This is a genomic window from Spirosoma sordidisoli, from assembly GCF_004138325.1.
In the GTDB taxonomy this organism is placed as follows: Bacteria; Bacteroidota; Bacteroidia; order Cytophagales; family Spirosomataceae; genus Spirosoma; species Spirosoma sordidisoli.
This window is the reverse complement of record NZ_SBLB01000005.1, coordinates 17,899-40,358: the sequence shown is the minus strand read 5'-3', so window position 1 is coordinate 40,358 and position 22,460 is coordinate 17,899. Positions and strand designations below refer to the sequence as shown.

Below are 22,460 nucleotides of genomic sequence, written 5' to 3'. Positions count from 1 at the left end.
AGCATATTAGTCCTGAATGGTAACGTAAATTTATGATTCACAAGACACATGGATCCAACTTATCTGTTCGTCTACGGCACGTTGCGCCCTGGTTTCAACAACCCGTTTGCCCAGCTCCTGCGCGCATCGGCCCAATACATCGGTGATGGCACCCTGCCCGGACGGCTCTTCGACCTCGGTCAGTACCCGGGCGTTGTTCACGATCCCAGCGGCCCAGCGCTTGTTCGGGGCTCTGTCTATGACTTCGGCAAAAATAAGACCATACTCGACCAGCTCGACCATTATGAGGGCGTCAGCAACCCACCCGACCCGACCGATGAGTACAGGCGGGGCGTTGTCACGGTGGTCTGCAACGGTACCCTTCTCGACTGCTGGGTGTATCTGTACAACTGGCCCGTTGACAAGGCTCGTCTGGTTGCGTCAGGAACCTACAACATAAACGAATAAAACAGGCAGTGAGCCAGCTGACGCAGTACGGGGGCCGTCTGAGCCTGCGCTACCGGGTGTTTCTGGCTAAGCTGGTACCAGAACGGCGGCAGGCAACTGGCACGCGCATTCATCCCATCATCGGGCCCGGTTGTTACGTAACGCGTATCGACGCCCGCTATCGACACCCGAACGAAGCACATGGGGCAGGGTTCGGCAGAGGTGTAGAGCCGAAGCTGCTCGGTGTAGATGGTAGTACCGCCCCCGGTAAAATTTCCCTTCGACTGGTATTTTCGGAACTGGGGCAGGGTTTCGAAATCGGTCAGTAGCGCCATCTCCCCGTGCAGGTCTGACCGACCGGTCTGGCGTTGGCGGTTGTAGGCGCCATGCAGAATCTGCCCCCGGCCGTCGACCAGTACCGCCCCGATGCCGTACCCGCCCGCCAAAACGCCTTTTAGGGCCCAGTCGACGGCGGCTTTGGCATAGCGGTCTTCCGGATAAGCCGCGTCGGGCTGGTAGCGATCGAGGTAGTTTTTGATTTTCCGGAAGATGGCAGCTTTGGTATCGGCAGGGGTGATGCCGCAGGGGAGGGCCGTCAGTTCCTCCATCAGGGCGGCCCGGTTGGGCGGGGTTGCGTTTTCGATGCGCCCGGTATCGGCCCTGGCCCGGGGAGTTTGGGGGTAGCCAGCCAGCGCCACATCGGCCCGCACCCACATAAGCAGTTGACATACAGCCGTAACCAGAAGAAGGTATTTGTGTTTCATGGGTCTGAAACTACAAAAAAATACCGACCCCCGCAGGGATCGGTACCGGCCATTGTCAGGCACTATCTATGCTTACCTGGGTCCGCGTGAGCGACCGTATGCGTTTCCGTTGCTCCGGTAGCCATTGTTGCCCCGATAGCCGTTGTTGCTCCGGGCGTTTGGGCTGTATGAGGGACGGCTGTTGTAATACCGGCCGCGAGGCACTACGTAGGTCCGGCGTTGTACGATCACCGGCGGACGGCGGTAGTAGCCGGGCGGGTAGGGGCGAACCCCGTAATAAGGCCCGTACCCATAGCCATAGGCGGGAGCAGGAGCCGTGCGAACGCCAACATACGAGGGACCACAGCTAGCCATCACCACGACCAGCATCAGGGCCGTCAGGAGTGGCATGGGTTTTATCGTGTTCATAGTCGAGTGCGTTTAGTGTTCAACCTTTACCTGTTAGACAATCGAACCGGCGAAAGGTTTACTGTATCCATAAAAAACAAACCCCGGGGATGTTTAGTGCCCCGGGGTTTGCATAGATGAGTTACAGCCTCTTAGGCCTTCAGTTTATCTTTCAGGTAGCCAAGGGCCAGCTTATAGGCATCGGCGGTGGCTTCTTTGTCGTAGACGGGGTTGCTGGGGTTGGCAAAGCCGTGGCCCGCGTCGTACATCTTAACGGTTACTTTTTCGCCAGCCTTCTGCATGTTCTCTTCGAACTGTTTTACCGACTCGGGCGAGATGCCTTTGTCGCGGCTGCCGAAAATACCCAGTACGTCGGTCTGGAGGGTTTTGAGCTTCTCTACATCCTGTTCTGGCCGACCGTAGTACATGACGCACCCTTTGGCCTGTTTGCCTTCCAGCATGGCCGACTGCAGCGACAGCATACCACCGAAGCACCAGCCCACCGACGCAAATTCAGCTTTTGGACCGGCATACGCAATAGCCCCTTTCATGATGCTCGTCAGCCGGTTTTTGTCGGCCCCCTGCATCAGTTTACCGGCCTCAGCCGGCTCGGTGGCCACTTTCCCGTCGTACATATCTACGGCCAGTACGTTCACATCGCTCAGGTCGTTGTAGAATTTTTCGGCTTCCTGTTTGATGTTGTCGTTCAGGCCCCACCACTCCTGATAAACCAGCAGCCATTTGTTCGAGGCTTTCTTTGATTTGAGCAGGAATCCATTGGCCGACTGGCCATCGGGCGTCGAGAATTTGATCATCTCCCCCGCACCGGTATAGGTAAAGGGTAGGGGAGCCTTATGGAGTTGCTGGAAAGCCGGATCGGCCGCCATAGCCGACATGTCGTTGCCGCCATGGCAAACCGGAATTCGGGTTTCTTCGCGCTTCGTTGGCGACAGCATCGAGAAGAAAGAGGTCAACAGCGTGATGCCGGTAATGATAATTGTTTTCATGGAGTGTTTTGATTGGGATGAATCAGGAACGTAACGAAACGAGCAAGGTTGTGGTTTTAGCCATCAGGCTTTGGTAAGCTCAAAAATGGTGATTTCGGGCAAAATACCGACCCGGCCGGGGTAACCAATGTAGCCGAAGCCCCGGTTGACATACAGCCGCTGATTGCCTTCCTGATACAGACCGGCCCACTGCTTGTAAAAATACTGCGCCGGACTCCACCGTACGTCGCCAAGGTCAACACCGAACTGCGCACCGTGGGTATGGCCGCTGAACTGCACGTCGATATCGGGATACTGGGGCCGTACCTGCGCATCCCAGTGCGTCGGGTCGTGGGAGAGGAGCAGTTTAACCGGTGCATCGGCGGTACCCTGGTACGCTTTGGCCAGGTTGCCCGCCCGCAGTGCGGCTGGCCCAAATCCCAGGTTCTGCACCCCGATGAGCGCCAGCTGATCGCCGTTCTGTTCGAGCATCCGGTGTTCGTCCAGCAGGATGTCCCAGCCCATCTGTTTATGAGCAGCAATGACGTTAAGTACGTTCTGGCGTTCGGCCTGCGCACTCGGCCACTGCACGTACTTGCCGTAATCGTGGTTACCCAGGGTCGAGTAAACACCCAGCGGGGCTTTTACCTTGTCGAAAATCGTAATGAACTCGTTGACTTCGTCGGCATGGCTATTGACCAGATCGCCCGTGAAGAATACGACGTCCGGCTTTTCGCGCAGCAGCATATCGACCCCACCCCGAACGGCCGTCCGGTTAAAGAAACTTCCCGAGTGGATATCGGACAGTTGGGCAATGGTCATGCCGTGGAAGCCCGACGGCAGGTTTTTGAGCGGCAATTTCACCCGTCGGATGCGGTAATCGTGCGCGCCGGACAGGATTCCCCACGAGAAGCCCACCAGCGGTACCGCGCCAACCACGAGGGCCGTTTTCATCAAAAAATCGGACCGTGAAATAGCGTCGGTAGGCGGTATGGTCTGGCGGGTAGGATCTACGACCGTTTCGCGTACTTCCGGCTTGTAGAACAGCGACACCACCCAGCGAAAGAACCGCCCGATATCGTCGATGAACAGAATCAGGACGGCGAAGATTTTGGAAAAGTACGGAATAGCGATGGTAGCCCAGAGAAACGTGCGCGTGTTCTTGCCGAACGAGTCGGGGGGCAGGTACTGCATGGCTACGTAAATCAACAGCGACAGGCCCGTGAAGCCCCAGTACGCGATGGCAATGATACGCTGTGTGTTCTCAGTCGTTGATCGGCTGAGGGTTTTGACAGCCTGCCAGACATACCAGTCGATCAGCAGCATTATGGCAGGCAGAACAAAAAAGAAGGCGGTGCGATTCATGAAGAAAACCAGTGAGGGATTGCCTTTGGCTAACGGAATCGGGGTCTGTAAAGTTTTACATCCATTTATCTGATGTCGTGATGCATTCGGGTATGCCCCGGCCGATCGGTATATACGATGCCCCGGCATAAATGCCGGGCCTATTCATTGGTCGCCGTTGATTCGACCACCCCACCTATTCCGCCAATGAATAGCACCGGCCTTCAGGCCGGGGAAAACCAGGGATCCGGGAAATACCGTACACCCCGACCGAACCCTGATCCCCCGGCATAAATGCCGGGGCTATTCATTGGTCGCCGTTGATTCGACCACCTCATTCATTCTGACCATGAATAGGCCCGGCCTTCAGGCCGGGGAAAACCGTACGCCCGACCGACCGTTCCTCAATCCCCGGTTTGAAAACCGGGCCTATTCATTGGTCGCCGTTGATTCGACCACCCCACCTATTCCGCCAATGAATAGCACCGGCCTTCAGGCCGGGGAAAACCAGGGAATCGGGGAATACCGTATCCCGGCCCTATTTCACGAATTCGATGATATGTTCCGATTTGTATTCGCTCTTTTCGGGCCTGATATTTTTCACGAACAGGCGGGCGCGCTGGCCCAGGCGCAGGCAGGTGTGTTTGTTGGCAACATCGTCGGGGGTGTTCATGGGCTGGAGAGACGGGTACCAGAGGAAATAGCCGGGTTTGTCGAGCAGCAGTTTGGGCTTCGACCAGGCCTGCGATTGCATGGCTTCGCCCAGGTCTTTGTGCGGATTGAACGAAATATGGATGCTGCTCCCCGCCCAGGATGAGCCCGTTACCTTACCCATCAGCATGACCCAGCCATTGAGGTAGGTATTCCAGCTTACCGACGGTCCCCAGTAGAAACCACCCGTTGGCGAAGAGGCCGCCCCGCCACCCGCTTCGCGCGGGATCTGCAGAGCCGCAATAGGCGCTCCAACACCGTTATGGGGGGCGTTAAACCCCTTGCCGTCCCAGCGTCGGGCTTTACCAACCGGATTATCGAGATCGCTCAGCCGAATACGGGCCACGCTGATGCACTGGCCACTCCATTCTTTTTGCGCGTCGTAGGCTTTCTCTTCGTACTGACCAGGATAGCCGTACTCGCCGTAGAACAGGTACAGATAGTCTCCGCTGGCCACCGCCGACGGGTCGCCGACGCCCCCCGCAAACGTTTTGGAGGTGTTGTGGGGCTTCATGATCAGGCGCGGTTGCAGATCTTCGATGAATATCCCTTTGTTCTCCCAGGCTTTACCTCCGTTTGTCGATTTCATAATGCCAATCCGGCAAACCGCGGCCGGCGAGGTGGGTCCCGTCAGGCCCTGCGGCCATTTTTTGTCGATGTACCCTTCGCCCGTTGCGGAATCGTAGGGAAGGGTAGCGGGGTAGTTTTCGTTGTGGTAAACGGCGTAGAGCGTCTTGCCCGACTTGTCGGTTGGGTCCTGGTAGACCGTCTCGAACCAGACTGCCCCGTGCAGACCGGGCGTACCGACGGGTACGTTTTTAGGCATGACAGGCTCGGTAAAATCACTGGCTTTACTCGCAAAAGCCTCTTCGGCATGTTTTCCGTCGGCGTATTTCAGATCGCGGGCGTTGCCCCAGAGCGGATCTTCGCCGTACTTACCCGGAAAAATCCGGAATGTATCGCCTACCCAGGCTTCGGCCATGTTGCAGTCAACGAACGAGTTGAACAGGACTTTTTTGGCGGGTATCAGCTTATACGTGGGCGGGGCAACAGCGGTGTCGGCCGTTTCCTGGTTGCCCGAGCAACCGATCAGGCTCAAACTGGTTAATGCCAGCAGGCCCAGCGTGGTAGTTAGGTGGTTTGTTGTTCTCATACTGGCTGATAAAGAGTCGGTTGGTAACTTCTCTACTTTTCAGCCCATACAAAAGCCGCGCCCGGGTTGGGCGCGGCTTCATAAATAAATAGTCAGATAAGTCGGCTCAGTCCTGAAGCGCCAGTTCCGGCACTTCGTGTTCGACCAGCATCTCTGTTTTCGGGTTGGTCGTTTGTTGTTCGTCGAAAGGCAGGAGCAGGTACCGGCGGAAGTAACGGCTCATCCGGCGAAGCGCCAGTAATGCGTCCAGGCGGATATAGGTCAGGCCGGTGTTGACCACGTTGTCGTCCTCATCATCGCCGTCTTTTATGGCCACCCCACCTTCGCGCAGGCACTGGACCAGCAAGGGAACAGACGGCAGGAAAGGCGCCTTGAACGTTGCCGGATACCGTACAGCCAGCGTCTTGGCAACCCGCTGATAATACTCCTGCAGCAGCAGCACCACCCCCGCCGTTACGGGCGACGCCTGGCTGGTGCCGTGCTGAATGGAAAACGCCGTATCGGAGGTGATCCCCGACGAAGTAATCGGCGCTCCCGGCGCGAAAATGTCCGTACGGCAGGCTGCGTGACTGGTTTCGTGCAGACGCTGGGTAAACGGCGTCAGGCGACCCGGGCCCGTCGAAAACGCCTTGGCCCCGCTGAGGTAGCTGAAAGCCCCTTCGTTAGCGTCATAAACGGCCCCAACGCTGATGGCTTCGCGGCAGATACCGGGGTAGCCCATGCCCTGCTTGCTGTTATGCCTGAAGAAATCGTTGCCAGCGGCAATCACAACAGCCACCCGTTTGGCCGACAGTTTCTTGATCAGATCCCGAACGCCATCGGCCGCAAAAGCATCGTCGTTCGGGTAGTTGCCCGAATCGCCCAGCGATAGGTTTACCACCGATATTTTATGCGCTACGTGGTTATTCAGCACTCACTGGAGCGCATCTCTCACCGCCGTAAACGAACCGCCACCGGTGTTGGATAAGACCTTGAGCGGCACAATGTTCGCACCAGGGGCAATCCCGATATTGATCTTATTGGCTACGATGATGCCGCCTACGTTGGTACCGTGTCCGTTGCCATCGCTAGCGTTGTTGACGTTGCCCCCGTTATCGGTCGTGAAGTTCCGCTGGGCTACAACCTTGCCGGCAAAATCGACATGGGTAGTGCGAAGACCGGTATCCAGTACGGCGGCCGTCAGGTTTTTACCACTGACGTTGAACGTACTGCGCGCCGTGGTAGCCTGAATGAATGAGCTGGTCTGTATCAGTTCCAGCATAACATCGACCTGCTGAGGCCGTTCAACCGGGACGATGGGTTGTGGGTGGTGTTGTTCGTTTAATGGGTTCATTGGTTTATGAGGGTTTAGAACGTGATTATTGCGGCAAAACGCAGCGGAGATACTCAACCGTCCGAAGCGGGTCGGTTGGTTCAGTCGATTTGTCGGAAAAAGCGTCGGGCCCGGAAACAGGCAACCTGATTTTTTGTCAACTTGAGCGCTCCAACCCGCACAGCCAGTCTTATGCAGCCCTTTTCTGCCAAAAAAATTTCGGATACCATCCTGGTCGATGGCGATCTGAGCAAAGCCGTCTGGCAAAACGCCACCTGGAGCCCTCGCTTTGTCGATATGGTAACGGGAGGTCAGACGCTGTACAACACGCAGGCCTCTATCCTCTGGAACGACACACACCTGTACATCGCCTTCCGGGCCGAAGAGCCGAACGTAGAAGCTCACCTGACCGAACGCGACTCGATCATTTTCCTCGAAAGCGACCTCGAACTCTTCATCGACGGGGGCGACTGCTATTATGAGCTGGAGGTAAACGCCCGCAATACGATCTACGAAGTGTTTTTTATCTGGAAAGATGCCTACCAGCGCGGCAGCCGGTTCGACGTACCGCAGTTTGATGTTTTCCACCCGCAGGCCCTGACGTTTGGGGGCGATTATGACCGCAGTGGCGCATCGTTCTGGTACGGCACCCACCCGCGCGGCCTGCGGTGGGCTTTCCTGAATTACGACCTGCCAGGCCTCGAAACGGCCGTACAGATCGACGGTACGCTGAACGATGCCAGTGATATAGATCAGGGCTGGAGCCTCGAAATTGCCATTCCGTGGGCAAGTCTGACCTGGCTGGCCAACGGCCGGAGTCTGCCGCCCCGCCCCGGCGACCTTTGGCGTATGTTTCTGGGCCGATTTCAGAAAATTATGGTTTCGGGTACCGAGCTACAGCCACACCCGGCCATGGTTATGAGTCCACACGGCCAGTACGACACCCACCAGCCCGACAAATGGAGCCAGATTGTATTTGAGGAGTAAGGCAGGTGCAGATTGATTGACTTTGGCCTTCCGGGTTATCTGCTATCCAGGTTTTATTTGTCTGCCATTGACTCAACCGCCCCTTAAAAGCCTGTATTGAAAGGACATAACTCAGGTTGCGTTTTACCTCACTTTTGTCAATATTCACTTTTCGAACAAAAACAGTCCTTAACTATGCCCGCTACGACCAACTATTCAACCTTTACCGCAGACGAACTGCTAGCCGAGAACGCAAAAATCAAGAAGCAACGACTGTTTTGGGCCTTTGTTCTGGGTGCGTTTCTGGGTGTCCTCTTTTGGGCAGCTATAAGCGGGGCTTCTCTGATCAAGCTGCTGGTGTTGTTTGTCGCCTTTGGCATTCTGGGCAGCGGTGGTAAAAAGAATGAAGATAACTACAAGGCCATCCAGGCCGAACTGAGTAGCCGTAACATCCAGCCATAACTATGGGTCGATGTTAACCGGATCAACAGTCTTGCAGGTAAAAGATTGTTTGGGAAGCCGGATTTTACCCCCCAGCCCCTAAAGGGGGAGCCCATTCGGCGGGGCTAACTCCCCCTTTAGGGGGCTGGGGGGTAAAAAAGGCAGCCTTTCGAGCCGACTAAGGTCAACATGTATCTTCTCCAGGCAACCCATAAACGTATCGGACCTGCCTGTGTCTTTCCTGGTTTTCAGCGTCAATCATCTCCGCGAACGTAGGGCGGCTTTGGTAGCATAAAATGAAGAATGGACGCCGGTTGCTCAGCGTCCATTCTTCATTTTATGCATTAGAAAACGGTATAACAACGGCTTACGACACCAGCTCTTCGGCTGGCTTCTGTTGCTGCTGCATCTCCAGCGCGGGGTCTTTCTTGCCGAACCACTTCATCCGGATGCGCTCGTTGACCCAGTACATACAAGGCACAATGACCAGCGTCAGAATCGTTGAGAACGTGAGTCCGTAAATGATCGTCCAGGCCAGGATGTTCCAGAACACGGCGCTGTCGCCACCGATAATGACGTTCGGTGCCAGGTCGCGGAACAGACCCACAAAATCAACGGTAAGACCGGTTGCCAGCGGAATCAGACCCAGTACAGCCGCCGATGCCGTCAGCAGTACCGGCGTCAGACGCGTGGCTCCGCCCTCGATGATAGCTTCCCGCAGCGGTACGCCCCGGCCTCGCAATTCATCGATAAACTCGATGAGCAGAATCCCGTTTTTTACCACGATACCCGCCAGCGCAATAATCCCTACGCCCGACATGATCACCGAGAAGGTTTTGCCCGTAGCCATGAAACCCAGCAGTACCCCAATCAGCGACAGCAGAATGGTGAAAAAGATGATCAGCGGTTTCACGACCGAGTTGAACTGCGTGGAAAGAATCAGATAGATCAGCAGAATAGCCACGCCAAAAGCCGTAACGAGGAACGTAGCCGACTCCTGCTGGTCTTCCTGCTCACCACCCAGCTTCACCGAATACCCGTTCGGAATCTCCATCTGGTTGATTACCTGCTGAATCTGCCCGTTAATGACGTTGGCATTGGCGCCCGGTACCACATCGGAACTCAGCGTAACGAGCCGCTCCTGATTTTTCCGGTTGATCTGGCTGAACGTGGTCGAGTAGCTGATGTCGGCTACAGCGGAGATCGGCACCTGACGCAGCTGACCGCCCAGGTTCATATCGCGGTAAACGATGTTCAGACTCAGCAGCTGCTCAATCTGGCTCCGGTCGTTCTGTTTCAGCCGGACCATAATCGGGTACTCGTCTTTGGCATCGCGGAACTTCGATATTTCCGAGCCGAACAGGGCCGTACGGATAGAAAACGCCACCTGCTGGGCCGAAATACCTTCGCGCTGGGCCTTTTCCTTGTTGATGTTGATAACGATCTCGGGCTTGTTGGTGATCAGGTCCGATTTCAGTTGGTCAATGCCTTCAATACCGGCCTGCTGAATATTTTGACGAACCGCTTTCTCCAGTTTGGTGAGTTCGGCAAACTCCTCGCCCGCAATCTCGATCGATATGGCTTTACCCGTTGGCGGGCCGTTGGCTTCGCGCTCGACCGATATTTCGGTACCCGGAATACCCTGCACGGCCGCCCGTATCTTTTCCAGAATCTCGGCCGACGAGCGACCACCCCGATCCTGCCCCTTTACGAAGGCCACCGTTACTTTCGACTTCTGGGGCGTGGCGTTCCGGTCAGGGTTGAACGGGTCACCCGCGTTCTTACCCACGTTGGCAATGACCGAGTTCACCATGTTTTCTGCTTTCTCATCCTTGAGAACTTTGAACACCCGCTGCTCAATGACCCGGGTTACCGAGTCGGTTACGCGGGCGTCGGTCCCTACCGGCATCACGTTATATACATAGGCGTAGTCGGGATCACCACTGGGGAAGAAGATCACCTTCGGCTGCACGATGCCCATCAGCACGAACGTTACGATCAGCAGTACGAACATGCTGCCGATGGCAACTACCGGCCGCCAGCCTGTCAGCACCCACGAGATCAGCCGGCGATACCCGCGCATCAGCTTGGGCAGCCATTTGTTCTGGAAGGGCACGATGATGCGGGGCGTCAGCACGTAGTGGTTGAACACGTACAGAATGATGAACAGCACGAACAGGTTACCGATACCCCGGTCAATGACGTAGCCTACGCCAGCCAGCGCGGTCATGATCATCAGCGGACGCTTGATCGTGTCGAAGCTGGTATCGCTTTCGTCGCCATGTTCCTCGTCGTGACGCTTCATGAACGACACCGCAAAGACGGGGTTCATGACGTAAGCCACAAACAGCGACGCAAACAGGGTCAGAATCAGCGTCAGGGGCAGAAACTTCATGAACTCACCCACAATACCGGGCCAGAACAGCAGCGGGAAAAACGGCGCAATGGTGGTCAGCGTACCCGACAGTACGGGCACGAATACTTCGCCGGCTGCGGCTTTTACGGCCTGTTTAATATCCCAGTCCTTATGCTGGTTGAACAGCCGGTGGGTGTTTTCGATCACCACAATGGCATCATCCACGACCAGACCCAGACCCAGCAGGAAGGCGAACAGCACAATGGTGTTCAGCGTAAACGCAGCGCCCACGACCGGCCCAACGACCGGCATCAGTACAAAGGCTACCAGCGCCGACAGCGGCACCGACAAGCCCACGAAAATGGCGTCGCGGATGCCCATGAAGAACATCAGGACCAGCACCACAAAAATGAACCCGAGAACAACGGTGTTGACCAGGTCATTGATTTCGGCCCGGGTCCGCTCCGACTGGTCGGCGGTAACGGTTACGTCGAGCCCCGGCGGGAAACGGTCTTCCTCGAACTCATCGATCGTGGCTTCGATCCGGTCCGAAGCCGCAATCAGGTTGGCCCCCGCCCGTTTGATAACGTTCAGCGTTACGACCGATTTGCCGCTCAGCCGGGCAAAATCCTGCTGCTCTTCGAACGAGTCGCGCACGTCGGCTACGTCGCCCAGGCGGATGGTAGCACCTGTGGCAGTCCGGATTTGCAGGTTCTGCAGCGCCTGAACGTCAGAAAACTCGCCTTTTACGCGCAGCGTCCGCCGAACCCCTTCCAGGTTCAGCTCCCCGCCCGATACGTTTACGTTTTCACCCTGTACGGCCTGCTGAATATCGGTAAAGGCCAGACCCGCCGACTGCATCCGAGGCAGATCGACGTTGATCTGAATCTCACGCTTCAGGGCACCGACAATGTCGACCCGGCTAATTTCGGGCATGGCCTCGATGGCATCCTGCATGTCTTCGGCATAGGTCTTCAGCTGGTTCAGCGAGAAGTTACCGGCCAGGTTGATATTCATGATCGGAAACTCCGAAAAGTTCACATCCTGCGCCGTTGGGCCGTCGTCCATCTTCTGGGGCAGGTCGCGCCGGGCTTTGTCGATGGCGTCGCGCACCCGCTGCAGCGCTTCGGCCGTTTCAACGTCGGGGTTGAACTCTACCGTTATCAGCGAAAAATCCTGCAAGGCATTCGATTTCAGGCGTTTTACCCCCGAAATGGACTTAATCTGCTTCTCGATCGGTTTATTGATCGTATTCTCGATATCGGCCGGTGCCGTTCCGAAGTAGGCCGTCGTTACGATGATCGTCGGCACTTTAATATCCGGAAACTGCTCCTTGGGCAGGTTATTGTATACCAGCAAGCCGCCCAGGGTAATGATGACGGTGAAGATGTAGATGGCCGTTCGGTTCTCTACGCACCAGTTCGTGAAACCGAGTGTTTTTATGTGTTCTGCTTTCATCAAGAAATCAGTTTTTGGTTTTTCCGGCAGCCATATGGGCAATATGATGTGCGTTAGCCCGTACCGATGCCCGAAAATCCATTAGTAGTTGATCGGTGTGCCGTCGGTCAGTTCCTGGTAGCCCTGGGTAACCAACTGGTCGCCGGGTTTCAGGCCTGCGATAATTTCAATCTGCCCGCCGTAGCTCTGCCCCGGCGTAATTTTCCGCGACTTGGCCACTTTCTTGCCGCCTTCGTTCACGGCCACGTAGACCAGCTGACCCGATTCGGTGTTCTGAATCAGGTTTTGATTGATGACCAGCGCATTGGACTTGTTTACGTCATTGATCTTGATCTGCGCCAGCATGTTCGGTTTCAGCGACCGGTCCGATGGCAGCGGAGCCTCAATGGTAAACGTCCGACTCAGCGGATCAACCGTTGTCGACACGAAATTCACGCGGGTTTTCAACTCCCGGTTCACGTCGGGGAAGCGTACAATGACCTCATCTCCCTTCTTCACACTACCCGCATAGGTGTCGGCCACGTTGGCTTTTACCTTCAGCTGCGACAGGTTTACGATCTGAAACATGGGTACGCCCGGCGCTGCCGATGACCCTACCTTAGCTAGCACTTTATCGACAACCCCCGAGATGGGAGCCGTTACGTTCGACTGACTCAGCTGCGAGTTCAGGGTAGCCAGCCGACGCTCGAGCGACTCTTTGTTGTTTTTGGCCTGCAGGTACTGGATCTCGGTTCCGATCTGCTGTTTCCAAAGGTTGGCCTGTTTTTCGAAAACCGTATTAGCCAGCGACAACTGGGTTTTTATCTCTTCGAGCGAGGTCCTGAGAATCTGGTCGTCGAGTCGCGCCAGCAGCTGGCCCGCCCGCACTGATGACCCTTCTACCACGTAAACCGCCGTTACCGCCCCGCCCGACTTGGGCGACACCTGTACGTTGTTTTTGGCATCGATCGTACCCTGCAGCTCTACATACCGCCGGAACGTACTGGCCGTTATCGGCGATACCACGACGTCTTTTACCCGGGCTTCTTCTTTCTTCTTCGGATCGAGTTTGGCCACTTCGCCTTCCAGCGTTTTGATCTGGGTGTTCAGTTCGGCCTGCTTGGCTTTCAGCTCGCTCAGCTCGGCGCGTTTGCCTTCCAGGTCGTTTTTCTTTTCTCCCCCACAAGCCATCAGCAAACTCGTGGTCAGGGCAATAGCGTAATATGCTTTCATGATTCGGTGTTGTTTGTCTTTAATTGCCTGTATACAGCTTACCCGTTGCTTTGTCGTAGTCAACTTTGGCCAGCATGAAATCCAGCAGCGATGCGAAGTAGTTGGTCTGCGCTTCGCGCGATGACGATTCAGCGTTCAGCACCTCAATATTCGACCCAACGCCTTCTTTGTACTTGATTCGGGTAACGCGCAGAATTTCCTGGGCCAGATCGAGGTTCCGTTTCTGCGTCCGCAGGGTCTGCAGGCTGTTCTGAATCGTAATCTGCGACTGCCGGATCTGCAGGTCGATCGAGTTTTTCAGCAGGTTGCTCCCCAGGCGGGCCTTATCGAGGGCGATCTTCCTCTGCTGGGCTGCGTAGCGTTTCTGAAATCCGTCAAATACCGGCACCTGAATCTGCAGGTTGATAGCCGCCGAGTTGAACCAGGTCGTTGTAAAAAAATCGCCCAGGTTATTCCGACCGTTGTTGTGACCATACGTCGCCGACGCCACCACCCGCGGAAAATACTGCTTGGCAATGCTCTGGTAATCGAGGTCGGCCAGCGTGATCTGACTTTGCAGCACCGAGAATTCGACCCGCTGGCTGTAGTCGAACTCCGGCGTAAACGCAACCGACCGTTCGAGCTGGTCGGGGTTGAGGTCCTGAATTTTGTCGGTCAGCACCACCACGTCGTTCGTACCCAGGCCCATCTGAAATTTGAGCAGGTAATAGCTCAGCCCGATCAGGTTCTGAACATTCTGCCGCTCGGCTTTCAGGTTATTCGACTGCACTTCCAGACGGTCGACGTCGATCTTTTCCACGAATCCCTGCCTATTGAGGGCCTGCGTTTCCTTGTATAGCGAGTCGATCCGGCTGATGTTGTAATCGAGCAGTTTGATCCGCTCTTCGCTGACCAGTACGTTATAATAAGCTTTAGCCACCTGCTCGGCCACGTTGATTTTGGAGGCCGTCACGTTTTTCTGGCTCAGCTCCCGGAGGGTAGCCGCTGCTTTCAGACCAATTTTATACGAGGCATCGAACAGCAGCTGGTTGACCGTTGCCTGTACGTTGCCCTGAAAGTTTACCCCGAACGGGATGGCCGTTACGGCTGCATTATCGGGTTGGGTACCACTGCCGGCCGTTGTCGACGAGGGTCCCCCAAAACCACCCGCCGGTAAGATAAAGCGCTGGATAATGGCGTTGTAGGTCAACAGGCTACCCAGGCTGACCTGCGGCAACGTGGTCGATTTTACTTCTTTGATCCGGGCTTCGGCAGACGCGGCATCCAGACGCGACGTTTGCACATTGATGTTGGCCGAGGTGGCAAACTGAATGGCTTCCTGTAGCGAAAATTCCTGTCGCTGGGGCTGTTGGGCCCATAACAGGCTGGTACTACTCAGCAGAGAGAGTAGCCAGACCGCTAGTATCCGCCTTGTTTTCCTGAACGTCATGATTGTATAAATTGACATACTGATTGTAGATGGTGAAGCCCTGTTCGGTAAGCATCCCCCTGACGAAGTGATGGATCAGCTCCCGCTGCACATCGATCATGGAATACTCACTGGTTGGAAAAAAATCGTTGTTGAACGCCAGCTCGATTTGCTCAACCCGCATCCGGGCCAGAATAGCCGGATTGATATCGGGCCGGTATAAACCGAGCGAAATTCCTTTTTGTATATTTTCAAGAAGCGATTTCAATATATGCCGATCCATGTGCTCACGGAACAGCGTAAACGCCTGCGGGTAATGACGCTTTACGTCCATCACCAGATTAGGACTAAGCTGATCCTGGTGTTTCTGCATCATTTCCAGCACAATCAACATTTCTTCTATCGGATTGCTAGTTTCTGAGACTACGCACTGCATTTCCGTAACGTCGGTACTGATTTTGTCCTGAATAACCTGGTACAGAATCTGCTCTTTATCACTGAAATGCTGATAGATCGTCTTTTTGGAGATACCCAGCTGCCGGGCAATGTCGTCCATTGTTACCGAGCGCACGCCGTATCGCCAGAATAGCCGTTCTGCCTCCGATAAAATCCGTTCCTTCATATTGGAATTGTACTTTATCGGGTAAAACCGCGGAAACTCCGCAAAGGTTCGGAGTTTCCATTATATATTTTTAGATAAAATGATGAACGGCCAAAATACGCGTGCGAACCAACGTAAACGCCCGACGAAACCGAAATTTCGCCGGGCGTTAGTGGCTTACCTTGACTGACTTACTGCACCCCGTCGAGCACCAGCACCCAGTCCTGGCCGTAGCCGGAGGTGGGGGGTGTAAACGATTGCTGGCCCGTGTTGGCTAGGGTACTGTGCTCTTTTGTTTCACCGGTGCGCGGGTTCAGCCAAGCCGTTTTCACCTTCGAGCCGCTGATTTTGCCCAGGTTGACCGTAACTGGTTTTCCGGCTGCGGTATACACGAATGCATAAGTCCGGCCCCGCGTGGCCTGTATCCGCTCGGCAGGCGGGTAGTTATTCTCGACAATCAGCGACTGATCGGGCACGCGCTCCAGCATTGGCCGCGACTCCATCAGCTGCCGGACAAATTTCATCTGGTTGGCAGCGGGCAGTTCGAGGGCCTCTGACCAGGGCATACGCGCTCCGTTGACCGACTCCCGCCCCGGCGCGTACATCTGCCAGATATCGTGGCAACCGTACGTATGGCCGTGGGCCCCGGCAAACAAATCGAGGTAAGCGTATTTCCGGACGTCGTAGGCGTTGGACAAACCGAGGTCTTTGGCGTTGAAACAGACCGGATGATCTTCGTAGATGGGTTCGGCGTCCATCGTGGGCCGAATGGGGGTTTTGTTGTACGACACGCTGATGTGATCGTACATGGGCGTGTCGCGGCAGTGTCCGTTCTGGTGCATGTTGACATCCAGCCAGGCGTCGTTGCTGAACCATTCGATGGCTCCGCCTTTCAGTCCGTTCGGCTGCGGGTGGTAGCTGATTAGGGCTTTGTCGGCCCCACCGACCCCAGTTTCGATACCGCCGGCCATGGCCTGCCAGACCGCCACATCCTGCGAGTTGGGTCGGGGGTTGCGGTCGCCCCCTATGATCCAGATGATGTTTGGCCGGTTTTTGTACCGGTTGCCAATCCACTGCCCGTAGGTTCTGGCGTTGCCGACCGTAAAGATTTCGGGTCCTTTACCCCAACTGCTTTTAAAGAGTTTGTCGCCCCAGGTAGGCAGAAGGCCAATAACAATACCGTACTCGGCGGCTTTGTCGATAATGTAGTCAACGTGTTTAAAGTACGCTTCGTTTGGCTTGGTAGGGTCGTTGTTAAGAAGTGGCTTATCACCGTTGGCATTGGGCGTATCCAGACCGTCCAGCTCAGCCAGCGCAACGGCCTGAACGACGGTAAAGCCCTGCTCGGCCCGGCGTTTCAGGTACTGGTCCGCTTCGGCGCGGTTAAGCCGGTGAAACAACTCCCAGGCGGTATCGCCCAGGTAAAAGAACGGTTTACCATCCGCATGGACCAGGTAACGCCGGTTCTCCGACACCCTGAGCGGTCCACCCGAGAAGGGTTGCTGACCAAAGGCCAGCCCGCTAACCAACAGTACGACAATAAGAGTAAGGGCTCTTTTCATGAAAAGTAATAATTACGGGTTTAGGCTACACGCAGCTGGCTGGCCCGGCAATAACAAGGCATTGCCTGCCACCGCATCGCAACTCCGCTTCGGGATCGATGCAGCCAGACTGCGTAGGGTAAAAGGAGGGTTTCAGACCAACTTACTATCGGTCTGTTCTGCCAGAGTCAGCAGCAGGGTAGCCGGTGGGGAGAAGTATCAGAGTGGGCTGGTGTCGCCTGTTTCGAAGAACCGGACCTCGGCCTTTACCTCACTTAATAAATCGCGGGTTCGTTCGGCGCGGGCGTCGGTAACGAAGATCTGACCAAACGCACCTTCGTCCATCCGGGCAATCAGTTTGCCGATGCGCTGGTCGTCGAGTTTGTCGAAAATATCATCCAGCAGCAGGATAGGCTTGATGTTTTTGACCGATTCGAGCCAGTCGAACTGAGCCAGTTTCAGCGCAATCACGAAGGTCTTCTGCTGCCCCTGCGAACCGAACTTTTTCAGCGGTACCTCGCCGATCAGGAAGTTATAGTCATCTTTATGGACGCCCATTGTAGTCCGTTGCAGCACCGTATCGCGCCGTCGAAAGTGGCGAAACTCCTCGGCAAAGCCCGGATTGCTCACCTCCGATTCGTAGACGATATTGACCACTTCGCGCTCGTTGCTGAGGTAGGCATAATGCGACTGGAAAAAGGGGAGGTACTCGGCTATAAACTGCTGCCGCCGGTCATGAATCCGCTGACCGATAACAAGCAGCGGTTCGTCATACGTATCCAGCATGTCGTTGTCGACCTGATTCCGTTCGGCAAACAGTTTGAGCAGGCTGTTGCGCTGTTTGAGTACGTGCTGGTAGGTCAGGTAATCCTGCAGGTAATCGGCGTCGAGCTGCGACAGAACCCCGTCGAAAAAATGGCGCCGATCTTCGGAGTGTTCGCGCACCAGGTCGGTATCGTTCGGCGCAATTAGAACGACCGGAAAACGGCCGATGTGGTCACTGATTCGTTCATAAGGCTTTTTGTCGGCCATGACTACCTTTCGCTGGCCGCGTTGCAAACTGATCGTGATCTGGGCGTGGTGATGTTCGGTTTCCTGGAAAACCCCGTCGATAATGAAATAGTCGGCCCCGTGCAGGATACTAAAAGCGTCCTGATTCTGGAAGGCACTTTTGCTCAGCGACAGAAAATAGACCGCATCGAGCAGATTCGTTTTTCCGCTGCCGTTCGGCCCAACAATTACGTTTACCTGCCGCCCAAACGCATATCGCCCGTCTTCATAATTCTTAAAATTGGTCAGGCTCAGCTTTTCGAGGTGCATAGGTGGTGTATAACGAGGGAATGCGTAATTTCGCGGTCAATTGTCGGTTTAACGCATAACTGTAAGCCGTCGATATTGGCAACAAAGATACGGTCGCTTTGTTAGGTTAATAAACCCAGAGTGAGCCGCTACCTGCGTCTGCCCATTCCAATAGAACTCATTTCTCATGGCAAGCGTAAAAGACAAAAACCCAGCCGCAGCCAGTCAGCCCAAGAATGGGAAGGCCCCGGCCCCGGCCAAAACGCAGCATCCTAAGGAGCGTTACCTGTATTGGTACGAGTCTATGCAGCTGCAACGCAAGTTTGAAGAAAAAGCCGGGCAGCTCTACGGGCAGCAGAAAATCCGGGGTTTTTGCCACTTATACATTGGGCAGGAAGCCGGATCGTCGGGCTCATACACGGCGCTTACAAAAGACGACAAATGGATCACGGCCTACCGCGATCACGGTATCCCGCTGGCTCTTGGCTCTGATCCAAAGGCCGTCATGGCCGAGCTGTTTGCCAAACAAACAGGCTCTTCGAAAGGAAAAGGCGGCTCGATGCACATCTTCGATAAATCGGTCAACTTCATGGGTGGCCACGGGATCGTCGGTGCGCAGGTGCCGATGGGTGCCGGTATCGCCTTTGCCGAAAAGTACAACAAGACGTCTAACCTCTGCATCTGTTTCATGGGCGACGGCGCCGTTCGGCAGGGAGCACTGCACGAAGCGTTCAACATGGCTATGCTCTGGAAACTACCCGTCATCTTCGTGGTAGAAAACAACGGCTATGCTATGGGTACCTCCGTAGCCCGCACCTCGAACGTAACGGAGCTGTACACCCTCGGCGAATCGTATGACATGCCCGCTGAACCGGTCGACGCGATGGACGTTGAAGCCGTTCATGACGCCGTTAGCCGCGCGGCTGACCGCGCCCGGTCGGGAGAAGGACCTACCTTCCTCGAGTTCCGGACCTATCGCTACCGGGGCCACTCGATGTCCGATCCGCAGAAGTACCGCTCTAAAGAAGAAGTAGAACAGTACAAACAGCGCGATCCGATCGAAATGGTCAAGAGCCGTATCCTTGAGCAGAAACTGGCAACGGAAGATGATCTGGCCGCTATCGATCAAAAAATCAAAGGTATTGTCGATGAGTCGGTTAAGTTTGCCGAAGAGTCGCCGTACCCCCCGGCCGAAGAAGCTTACAAAGACGTTTACGTTCAGAAAGATTACCCATTCATCATGGAGTAATCCACACTGATTTTCATCTGAAGCCCGGCTTTTACAAGTCGGGCTTTTTTTATTGAACAAATTTTAAAAATTAAATGTATATACATCAAATACATCTACACGTATTGAACAAAGACGCTCACAAATAACTTTTTGCACTATGGAAACCCTTATCAATGGCCTGCACCACGTAACCACACTGGCTGGCGACACGCAACGCAACGTTGATTTTTATACCGACATCATGGGCCTGCGGCTGATCAAAAAAACGGTCAACTTCGATGCGCCTGATGTGTATCATCTCTATTACGGGGACGAAGCCGGATCGCCCGGTACCATTCTGACGTTTTTCCCCTACGGCGGTGGTCTGCCCCGTGGCCGGAAAGGCGTAGGTCAGCTGACGTATACCGCGTTTTCGGTGCCCACCGCTTCGCTGCAGTACTGGATGGATCGGCTCAACGAGCGCAGTATTCCGTACGCGGGTCCTTACAAACGCTTTTCCGAATCCGTTCTTCGGTTCGAAGATGGCGACGGAGCGGGTATCGAACTCGTTTTCAACAACGAAGACCAACGCCCGGGCTGGGACAATAAACACATCCCGGCCGAGTACGCCGTTCGCGGTTTTCATACCGTTACGCTAAACGAGCAGAATCCCGACCGGACCATCAAACTGCTGACCGATACTATGCAGCATACGCTGGTAGGGGAGGAGCAGGGTCGCTTCCGGTTCAAAGCCGGTACTGGCGGCCCCGGCAACTATGTCGACGTGCAGGTTTCGCCGGGCGATGTCAGGGCGTTGCAGGGTGCCGGTTCGGTTCACCACGTAGCCTTCTCGACCGATACGGACGAGACCCAGCTGGCTATCCGCGATGAGTTGATGCGGGCCGGTTTTCAGCCGACTACGGTGCTGGACCGGAATTACTTTCACAGCATTTACTTCCGCGAGCCGGGCGGTATCCTGTTCGAGATTGCGACTAACCCGCCGGGCTTCACCGTTGACGAACCCCTGGCCGAGCTGGGTCAAAATCTGAAACTGCCCGCCCAGTACGAAGCCCGCCGGGCCACCCTGGAGCAGGCGTTGCCCCCCATTGTTGTCCGGTAAATGTCAGACCCCGATCACAGCCGCTCATCGAATGAGCGGCTGTGATCGGGCCCCTAAACAGGTTTCTTTATGATACACAACCCGAATAATATAGTGACGGCTGGTAAGCCGCTTGAAGAAGCCAGCAAAGTGATGATCATGGTACACGGTCGGGGCGGCTCAGCGCGGGATATACTGTCGTTGTCGGAGTACATCAAGGCCGATGATTTTGCGTTCGTTGCGCCCGAGGCTAACGGCCGCACCTGGTACCCGTACTCCTTCCTGCGGCCTATGTCGGAGAACGAACCTTACCTGTCGTCGGCGCTCGATGTGCTGACAAGTTTGCGTGCCCGGCTTCAGTCTGATTTCAATTTCAAGCTTCCGCAGATTTACTGGTTTGGCTTCTCCCAGGGGGCTTGTCTCATGCTGGAATATGTTGCCCGAAACGCGACCGAATACGGAGGTATTTTTGGTCTGAGCGGTGGGCTGATCGGCCCCGACGGCACGCCCCGGCAGTACGAAGGATCGTTTGGCAATACGCCCGTTTTTCTGGGTTGCAGCGATACCGATTCGCACGTTCCGAAAGAGCGGGTGCTCGAAAGCGAACGTGTTTTTTCGGAGATGGGGGCGTCTGTCACGGCCAGGCTGTATCCGAATTTTGCGCACTCGATCAACGAAGATGAGCTAAACTTTGTTAATTTGCTTATAACCGGGGGCGCATAAGTGGCCCATCCCACAAACCGGTTTGCAATTAACAGCAATGCTTATGAGCCAGTATATGGTTGAATTTGACCTCCCGGCTGTTATGGATGAAGAGTTTACAAACCGGATTCCAGCTCAGCGGCTTAAGGTAGAAGAATTAATGGAGCGAGGCTTTCTGTTGTCTTACTCGCTCTCGGTCGATCGCCAAAAACTCTGGTGCATTTTTAAGGCCGACTCCGAGCTGGAAGTGATGGAATCAATCTCCGAATTTCCGCTCGTCAAGTACATGACTCCTATGATTACCGAGCTCATGTTTCATAACATGGTGGCGGCCCGAATCCCGCTTTTTTCGCTGAACTAAACCGTGAAAAACCCTCTCGCCAAGAGGGTTTTTTTATGCATTAAAATTGTACTTTTGCGGGTACGCTACACACAAATATGCATAAGTAACCAGGGTTTAACTGGTTACATACGTTTATAACTTGCTGATTTTCAATTTTCACGTGGAACAGTTTCTATAGACTAACCACCCCTTATTTTTAGCAGTATTACATGAGTCCGAACATACTAATCAGCCAGTCAGAAGCCGACCTAAAGACCCGTTTTGGGAGCGATTTTATCGCCCATATTGATGGAGCAAAAACGCTTACCCTGAGACAGTTTTACGAGGCCATAGCCCACGTACTGGAGATACCCGATTTCGGTTTCAGCCTCGATGATCTGAGCGATTCGCTGAACGATTTACACTGGCTGGAAGACGACCGGATTGTGCTCTACATCACCGATACAAATAGCTTTATCAGCAAAGAACGTGACCCCGCCAAAATGGCCAGTGTTCTAAATATGCTTGATGCAACGGCCGAGGATTGGAAGTGGGTCGATGATGAAGAAATTGACGACAAGAAGGAAATCATCGTCGTTTTTGAGGACAGTGAGCGTATTCAGAAACTGCTGCAAAAAGAGCAGATCGACTACAAAAAGATAGCCGACTTAAACTAGGTTCCGCCTGCAACAAATCGCCGAAACGTGCTGTTATGCTACCGTGCCGCCGGAACGTTCTTCCAGCGGCTTTTCGTGTTTGACA

At 54.8% G+C, this 22,460-nt stretch carries 19 protein-coding genes and 1 pseudogene; 8 read left to right on the top strand and 12 right to left on the bottom strand.

What is annotated here, in order from left to right; all coding sequences use genetic code 11:
* The first annotated feature begins 48 nt into the window (after positions 1-48).
* Complete coding sequence (locus tag EQG79_RS18120; protein ID WP_129603042.1) at positions 49-447, top strand: gamma-glutamylcyclotransferase family protein; 399 nt, start codon at positions 49-51, stop codon at positions 445-447.
* Here the strand turns inward: EQG79_RS18120 and EQG79_RS18115 are convergent.
* From EQG79_RS18115 to EQG79_RS18090, 6 genes and pseudogenes are all read right to left on the bottom strand, one after another.
* A complete protein-coding gene (locus EQG79_RS18115) occupies positions 429-1,190 on the bottom strand; it encodes a cytidine/deoxycytidylate deaminase family protein (protein ID WP_129603040.1) in 762 nt (253 codons plus the stop codon). The two genes, EQG79_RS18120 and EQG79_RS18115, sit on opposite strands and share 19 nt — an antisense overlap.
* A gap of 72 nt (positions 1,191-1,262) precedes the next feature.
* Positions 1,263-1,598: a hypothetical protein gene (locus EQG79_RS18110; protein ID WP_129603037.1), complete on the bottom strand. Its 336-nt coding sequence runs from the start codon at positions 1,596-1,598 to the stop codon at positions 1,263-1,265.
* Positions 1,599-1,729: 131 nt separating this feature from the next.
* Positions 1,730-2,584 (bottom strand): dienelactone hydrolase family protein, encoded by an 855-nt coding sequence (locus EQG79_RS18105; protein ID WP_129603035.1) that lies wholly within the window; start codon positions 2,582-2,584, stop codon positions 1,730-1,732.
* A 63-nt stretch (positions 2,585-2,647) separates the two neighbouring features.
* Positions 2,648-3,928 carry a metallophosphoesterase gene (locus EQG79_RS18100; RefSeq protein WP_129603033.1) on the bottom strand — a complete coding sequence of 427 codons (1,281 nt, stop codon included), beginning with the start codon at positions 3,926-3,928 and terminating at the stop codon, positions 2,648-2,650.
* A 517-nt stretch (positions 3,929-4,445) separates the two neighbouring features.
* The gene (locus EQG79_RS18095) at positions 4,446-5,771 is read right to left on the bottom strand and encodes a hypothetical protein (RefSeq protein WP_129603031.1); all 1,326 of its coding nucleotides are present in this window, start codon (positions 5,769-5,771) and stop codon (positions 4,446-4,448) included.
* A 106-nt stretch (positions 5,772-5,877) separates the two neighbouring features.
* Positions 5,878-7,032: pseudogene (locus EQG79_RS18090) on the bottom strand (S8 family peptidase).
* A gap of 243 nt (positions 7,033-7,275) precedes the next feature.
* Between EQG79_RS18090 and EQG79_RS18080 the strand changes: the two are divergent.
* Together EQG79_RS18080 and EQG79_RS18075 are read left to right on the top strand one after the other, a co-directional pair.
* A complete protein-coding gene (locus EQG79_RS18080; protein ID WP_129603025.1) occupies positions 7,276-8,070 on the top strand; it encodes a carbohydrate-binding family 9-like protein in 795 nt (264 codons plus the stop codon).
* Between the two features lie 174 nt (positions 8,071-8,244).
* The gene (locus tag EQG79_RS18075; RefSeq protein WP_129603023.1) at positions 8,245-8,511 is read left to right on the top strand and encodes a hypothetical protein; all 267 of its coding nucleotides are present in this window, start codon (positions 8,245-8,247) and stop codon (positions 8,509-8,511) included.
* 346 nt (positions 8,512-8,857) lie between these two features.
* Here the strand turns inward: EQG79_RS18075 and EQG79_RS18070 are convergent, their stop codons facing one another.
* The 6 genes from EQG79_RS18070 to recF all read right to left on the bottom strand — a co-directional run bounded on the left by EQG79_RS18070 (position 8,858) and on the right by recF (position 18,386).
* On the bottom strand, positions 8,858-12,304 hold the full coding sequence (locus EQG79_RS18070) for an efflux RND transporter permease subunit (RefSeq protein ID WP_077924206.1): 3,447 nt from the start codon (positions 12,302-12,304) through the stop codon (positions 8,858-8,860).
* Between the two features lie 81 nt (positions 12,305-12,385).
* Entirely contained in the window at positions 12,386-13,516 is a 1,131-nt protein-coding gene (locus EQG79_RS18065; RefSeq protein WP_129603021.1) for an efflux RND transporter periplasmic adaptor subunit, read from the bottom strand.
* A gap of 19 nt (positions 13,517-13,535) precedes the next feature.
* Positions 13,536-14,963, bottom strand: a complete 1,428-nt coding sequence (locus EQG79_RS18060; RefSeq protein ID WP_236648934.1) for a TolC family protein — start codon at positions 14,961-14,963, stop codon at positions 13,536-13,538.
* Positions 14,887-15,546 (bottom strand): TetR/AcrR family transcriptional regulator, encoded by a 660-nt coding sequence (locus tag EQG79_RS18055; RefSeq protein ID WP_077924209.1) that lies wholly within the window; start codon positions 15,544-15,546, stop codon positions 14,887-14,889. The genes EQG79_RS18060 and EQG79_RS18055 overlap by 77 nt, the downstream gene beginning before the upstream one ends.
* A 170-nt stretch (positions 15,547-15,716) precedes the next feature.
* Positions 15,717-17,087, bottom strand: coding sequence for a glycoside hydrolase family 140 protein (locus EQG79_RS18050; RefSeq protein ID WP_129603019.1), 1,371 nt, complete (start codon positions 17,085-17,087; stop codon positions 15,717-15,719).
* Between the two features lie 198 nt (positions 17,088-17,285).
* Complete coding sequence (gene recF / locus EQG79_RS18045) at positions 17,286-18,386, bottom strand: DNA replication/repair protein RecF (RefSeq protein ID WP_077924211.1); 1,101 nt, start codon at positions 18,384-18,386, stop codon at positions 17,286-17,288.
* A gap of 166 nt (positions 18,387-18,552) precedes the next feature.
* On the opposite strand from recF, the gene pdhA reads away from it, so the two are divergent.
* The 5 genes from pdhA (at position 18,553) to EQG79_RS18020 (ending at position 22,375) form a co-directional block, all read left to right on the top strand.
* On the top strand, positions 18,553-19,614 hold the full coding sequence (gene pdhA, locus EQG79_RS18040; protein WP_077924212.1) for a pyruvate dehydrogenase (acetyl-transferring) E1 component subunit alpha: 1,062 nt from the start codon (positions 18,553-18,555) through the stop codon (positions 19,612-19,614).
* A 139-nt stretch (positions 19,615-19,753) separates the two neighbouring features.
* Positions 19,754-20,695: a ring-cleaving dioxygenase gene (locus tag EQG79_RS18035; protein WP_129603016.1), complete on the top strand. Its 942-nt coding sequence runs from the start codon at positions 19,754-19,756 to the stop codon at positions 20,693-20,695.
* Positions 20,696-20,764: 69 nt separating this feature from the next.
* The gene (locus EQG79_RS18030) at positions 20,765-21,397 is read left to right on the top strand and encodes an alpha/beta hydrolase (protein WP_129603014.1); all 633 of its coding nucleotides are present in this window, start codon (positions 20,765-20,767) and stop codon (positions 21,395-21,397) included.
* Positions 21,398-21,440: 43 nt separating this feature from the next.
* The gene (locus tag EQG79_RS18025; protein ID WP_129603012.1) at positions 21,441-21,737 is read left to right on the top strand and encodes a muconolactone Delta-isomerase family protein; all 297 of its coding nucleotides are present in this window, start codon (positions 21,441-21,443) and stop codon (positions 21,735-21,737) included.
* Positions 21,738-21,928: 191 nt separating this feature from the next.
* Entirely contained in the window at positions 21,929-22,375 is a 447-nt protein-coding gene (locus tag EQG79_RS18020; protein WP_129603010.1) for a barstar family protein, read from the top strand.
* Positions 22,376-22,460 lie beyond the last annotated feature (85 nt).

What these genes read in the sequence shown, in the direction of transcription:
- EQG79_RS18025 (WP_129603012.1), top strand. Translation starts at nt 21,441, where the DNA reads ATGAGCCAGTATATGGTTGAATTTGACCTCCCGGCTGTTATGGATGAA.
- EQG79_RS18055 (WP_077924209.1), bottom strand. Translation starts at nt 15,546, where the DNA reads ATGAAGGAACGGATTTTATCGGAGGCAGAACGGCTATTCTGGCGATAC.
- EQG79_RS18060 (WP_236648934.1), bottom strand. Translation starts at nt 14,963, where the DNA reads ATGTCAATTTATACAATCATGACGTTCAGGAAAACAAGGCGGATACTA.
- EQG79_RS18105 (WP_129603035.1), bottom strand. Translation starts at nt 2,584, where the DNA reads ATGAAAACAATTATCATTACCGGCATCACGCTGTTGACCTCTTTCTTC.
- EQG79_RS18095 (WP_129603031.1), bottom strand. Translation starts at nt 5,771, where the DNA reads ATGAGAACAACAAACCACCTAACTACCACGCTGGGCCTGCTGGCATTA.
- EQG79_RS18050 (WP_129603019.1), bottom strand. Translation starts at nt 17,087, where the DNA reads ATGAAAAGAGCCCTTACTCTTATTGTCGTACTGTTGGTTAGCGGGCTG.
- EQG79_RS18030 (WP_129603014.1), top strand. Translation starts at nt 20,765, where the DNA reads ATGATACACAACCCGAATAATATAGTGACGGCTGGTAAGCCGCTTGAA.
- EQG79_RS18075 (WP_129603023.1), top strand. Translation starts at nt 8,245, where the DNA reads ATGCCCGCTACGACCAACTATTCAACCTTTACCGCAGACGAACTGCTA.
- EQG79_RS18120 (WP_129603042.1), top strand. Translation starts at nt 49, where the DNA reads ATGGATCCAACTTATCTGTTCGTCTACGGCACGTTGCGCCCTGGTTTC.
- EQG79_RS18065 (WP_129603021.1), bottom strand. Translation starts at nt 13,516, where the DNA reads ATGAAAGCATATTACGCTATTGCCCTGACCACGAGTTTGCTGATGGCT.
- EQG79_RS18110 (WP_129603037.1), bottom strand. Translation starts at nt 1,598, where the DNA reads ATGAACACGATAAAACCCATGCCACTCCTGACGGCCCTGATGCTGGTC.
- EQG79_RS18070 (WP_077924206.1), bottom strand. Translation starts at nt 12,304, where the DNA reads ATGAAAGCAGAACACATAAAAACACTCGGTTTCACGAACTGGTGCGTA.
- pdhA (WP_077924212.1), top strand. Translation starts at nt 18,553, where the DNA reads ATGGCAAGCGTAAAAGACAAAAACCCAGCCGCAGCCAGTCAGCCCAAG.
- EQG79_RS18035 (WP_129603016.1), top strand. Translation starts at nt 19,754, where the DNA reads ATGGAAACCCTTATCAATGGCCTGCACCACGTAACCACACTGGCTGGC.
- recF (WP_077924211.1), bottom strand. Translation starts at nt 18,386, where the DNA reads ATGCACCTCGAAAAGCTGAGCCTGACCAATTTTAAGAATTATGAAGAC.
- EQG79_RS18080 (WP_129603025.1), top strand. Translation starts at nt 7,276, where the DNA reads ATGCAGCCCTTTTCTGCCAAAAAAATTTCGGATACCATCCTGGTCGAT.
- EQG79_RS18115 (WP_129603040.1), bottom strand. Translation starts at nt 1,190, where the DNA reads ATGAAACACAAATACCTTCTTCTGGTTACGGCTGTATGTCAACTGCTT.
- EQG79_RS18020 (WP_129603010.1), top strand. Translation starts at nt 21,929, where the DNA reads ATGAGTCCGAACATACTAATCAGCCAGTCAGAAGCCGACCTAAAGACC.
- EQG79_RS18100 (WP_129603033.1), bottom strand. Translation starts at nt 3,928, where the DNA reads ATGAATCGCACCGCCTTCTTTTTTGTTCTGCCTGCCATAATGCTGCTG.